Raw genomic sequence first — 2,755 nt, 5'->3', positions numbered from 1 at the left:
CGGTGACCGTGATAGAGCGATTTCGATTTCTTCATCACGCCATCTTACGTGACCGACCTGATAACCTGACAACGCCGTTGAAAACACTAACAGATATTTCTAACGGAACATAGGTTCCAGAATAATGCCAGGCTTGACAACCTCGAAGGCTTCTGGAAGGGCGCTTTTGGGTATTCGCACGGACCTATCGTCGCGAATGCGTTCTATGAAAACGTGAAACGACATCGCCTTGAAGGGCGCGAGCTCGCTGAAGGCGAACTGGAGGAAAACGTGGTCCTGGAGTTCAAGCCGCGGCCCGCTCAGGACATGCTCGTCGCCTGCCTGTGATCGCACTGGCAAAGCCCTGGCGAGCCTGATCTGCTCTCGTTCGCGGCCATCACTGATGAGCCGCCCCCTGAAGTTGCCGCAGCCGGCCACAATCGCTGCATCATTCCCATCAAGCCGGAGCATATCGACGCGTGGCTCAATCCCGATCCACGCAATCTTGCGGCACAGTACGCGATTCTCGATGATCGGGAGCGACCGTACTACGAGCATCGAATGGCGGCCTGAGCCGGGACCGTTCATTGAAGGCATCGGACCGCGCGCAGCCCGGGGACGGCGAGCATGGCGACCGCCCTCTTCGGTATGCATATAGCTTTTGCACTCCGGGATGAACTTGTTGTGAACGTTCAACTCGCGGCAGCCAGCGGCACATGGGGCCAAAAAACCGGCGCAAGCCTATCCGGCGATAGAAAAGTCTTTGCGTTAACGCAATTTTCTTGCGCTTCTCGCGAGCCGTTTGACAGGCTGGTCTGAGAATCGGTGCATCCATCGCGCCGCAGGCCGGCGAGTGGCCAATGCGTAGTGGCATTTTTCCGAGGACGCAATATCCGGTCTGTGTTCGCGAGCGATTTTCGCTGTTCTCGCGTGCAACTGCGCAAAACGCGCTTGTTACGAGACGACAGAACGCACTATTATTAGCATCAAACGATGCTATAATTGGTGCTCATACTTACGGAGGTTTCCATGCGTACGACTATTGCGCTTGATGACGACTTGATCGCCAAGGCTCAAGCCTATACGGGGGTGGAGGAAAAAACGGCACTCGTGCGCGAAGCGCTAAAGGCTTTGATCCAGCGTGAAGCCGCAAAACGACTCGCGAATCTTGGCGGTAGCCAACCGGGCATCAAGGGGGCGCCGCGTCGCCGGCAGGACGTCGAATGATTCTTGTCGACACGTCGGTCTGGATTGACCACATCAACGCTTCTGATCCTATGCTGATGACCCTGCTTGCCGAGGAGCGTGTGCTGGCTCATCCATATGTGATAGGCGAGATTTCGCTCGGTAGTCTGCGTGACCGTGACGTCGTGCTTGGCGCGTTGCTCGATCTGCCGCGCGCGCCAGTTGCAACACCGGAGGAGACGTTTTATCTGATCGAGCGCGAAGGTCTGTTCAATCGTGGAATCGGATATGTCGACACGTCACTGTTGGCGTCCGCGCGCCTACAACCCGGCATCACCATCTGGACGCGCGACAAGCGATTGAAGAAAGTTGCCGATGAACTCAATCTCGGTGCTGTGCTCGCCCACTAGATAACGGAAACGCGGCTGCGGCCGCACTTGAATGGAAAACATAACCATGCAGACGAAAGAGTTGTTGCAAAAATTGGTCGAGGCCATTGAAGGCGGTGGCGACGCCGCGGTGTTCTTGGGCGAAGCCTATATCAGCTTCTATCGTGGGCGCCAAAACAAAGTTGAACTTCGCGACGTAGACACGCTGGACGCGGAAAATTTTGTGTTGTTCCAAGACATGCTTACTCTGCGCCGTCGACCGGGCTGGTCCGACGACGAACTTTTTCAGGTCGAGCAGAAGATCAAGCAGATCCTGGGCGCAGCGGTCTAAACGCCAAGGAAAAGCCCCATGAATCCCATTGTCACAAGCGCGCTTTGCGCGGTCATAGTTTTCGCCGGCGGCGTCGGCGGAATTGTGTTGCACCGTTTGCTGCCAGAGACCCACCAGACGATAGAAACCCGTGATGTCGTGCGATTGGCCATTGGTATGCTATCGGTACTCGCGTCACTCGTGCTTGGACTGTTGATTTCCACCGCGAAGGCGTCGTCGGATAGCACGGACCATGATGTTCGCAGTTTTTCAGCTGATGTGATTCTGCTCAGTGAAACGTTGCGCGACTACGGGCAGACTGCGGCGATCCCCGCAGGGCTGCTGCGAGACTTTACGGTGCAAACGATTCAGGACATTTGGCCGACGGACGAGGCGCCTGCAGAGTTGGCAGACGAGCGGACGGGACAAACACTGGAACACGTTCGAGAACAGATTCGAGCGCTGAAGCCGGCGGATGCAGGGCAACACTGGCTACAGGATCAGGCGCTGCAGATCGTCACGTCGTTGATTCGGCAGCGATGGCAATTAATCGAACACCAAGGGCCAAACATCCGCCCGATCGTCCTGGTCGTGCTCGTATCGTGGATTACGGTGATTTTCGCGAGCTTCGGATTCAATGCGCCTCAGAATGCGACCGTAGTTACCGCGTTTATGGTCGGCGCGTGCGCCATTGGAGGCGCTGTGTTCCTGGTCCTGGCAATGGACAATCCATTTCACGGCCTCCTGAGAATATCGTCGATCCCGATGCAGAATGCCCTTATCCATGTGACGTCGTGGTCGCGATAATCCTGATTGGCGTTGTCAACTTGCCGAGCGTGAGACGGCACGACGGCGGGCGTGACAACTATCAGAAAGAGGTCGACGGATTTTG

Annotated in this window: 4 protein-coding genes and 1 pseudogene; all 5 read left to right on the top strand. The window is 56.3% G+C overall.

Translation table 11 applies throughout. From position 1 onward, the window contains the following. Nucleotides 1-123 precede the first annotated feature (123 nt). Nucleotides 124-552, top strand: a pseudogene (locus AC3WLT_RS37065) (SOS response-associated peptidase family protein); the annotation flags it as partial. A gap of 456 nt (nt 553-1,008) precedes the next feature. Beyond that, nucleotides 1,009-1,206, top strand: a complete 198-nt coding sequence (locus AC3WLT_RS37060; protein WP_046565138.1) for a type II toxin-antitoxin system VapB family antitoxin — start codon at nt 1,009-1,011, stop codon at nt 1,204-1,206. Beyond that, nucleotides 1,203-1,574: a type II toxin-antitoxin system VapC family toxin gene (locus AC3WLT_RS37055; RefSeq protein WP_492596508.1), complete on the top strand. Its 372-nt coding sequence runs from the start codon at nt 1,203-1,205 to the stop codon at nt 1,572-1,574. Before AC3WLT_RS37060 ends, AC3WLT_RS37055 begins: the two co-directional genes overlap by 4 nt. A 46-nt stretch (nt 1,575-1,620) precedes the next feature. Next, on the top strand, nt 1,621-1,884 hold the full coding sequence (locus AC3WLT_RS37050; RefSeq protein ID WP_492596507.1) for a hypothetical protein: 264 nt from the start codon (nt 1,621-1,623) through the stop codon (nt 1,882-1,884). Between the two features lie 18 nt (nt 1,885-1,902). Continuing rightward, nucleotides 1,903-2,670, top strand: coding sequence for a bestrophin-like domain (locus AC3WLT_RS37045; protein ID WP_492596506.1), 768 nt, complete (start codon nt 1,903-1,905; stop codon nt 2,668-2,670). Nucleotides 2,671-2,755: the final 85 nt, after the last annotated feature.

Source organism: Paraburkholderia sp. FW306-2-2C-D06C, assembly GCF_058781505.1.
The sequence above is the reverse complement of the archived record's forward strand: the minus strand, read 5'-3'. Positions and strand labels throughout refer to the sequence as shown.